Source organism: Thioalkalivibrio sp. XN8, assembly GCF_011058255.1.
Taxonomy (GTDB): domain Bacteria; phylum Pseudomonadota; class Gammaproteobacteria; order Steroidobacterales; family XN24; genus XN24.
In genome coordinates this window covers 1-377 of record NZ_JAALFH010000025.1, presented here as the reverse complement: position 1 = coordinate 377, position 377 = coordinate 1, and the positions used below count along the sequence as shown (strand labels likewise).

Annotated in this window: 1 protein-coding gene; it reads right to left on the bottom strand. The window is 68.7% G+C overall.

Annotated elements, in window-relative coordinates; genetic code table 11:
* Positions 1 to 377, bottom strand: a 377-nt coding sequence (locus G6N75_RS03065) for a hypothetical protein (protein ID WP_206202892.1), incomplete at both ends; no start/stop codon positions are given.

Genomic DNA, 377 nt, shown 5'->3' with positions numbered 1-377 from the left:
AGCCGCGGCTTGCCCTGGATGGCCACGCGGCCAAACTCGGCATCGACGGTCTCGACCGGCACCACCGTGGTCGCCACGTTGCCGGAGCAAGTCGTGTTGTCCACCGAGACGCCGACCGCGCTGCCGGGCTGGCCGGCCGCATCGGGGTTGGTGCCGATGATGTAGTCGCCGCCCTGCGCATAGGCGCGCAGGATGCTCAGGTTGCCGTTGCCGTCGGCGAAGAACACCGGGGCGCCCGCACCTGCGGTGGCGTTACAGGGGTTCACGCCCACGCCTTCGTAGGTGGCCGTCCAGCTGATCGCCAGGTCGGTGCCGTCATCGACAACGCCGGTGATCTGCCAGTCGATCTTGTCGCCTTCGACCACGGAGGTGTCGAC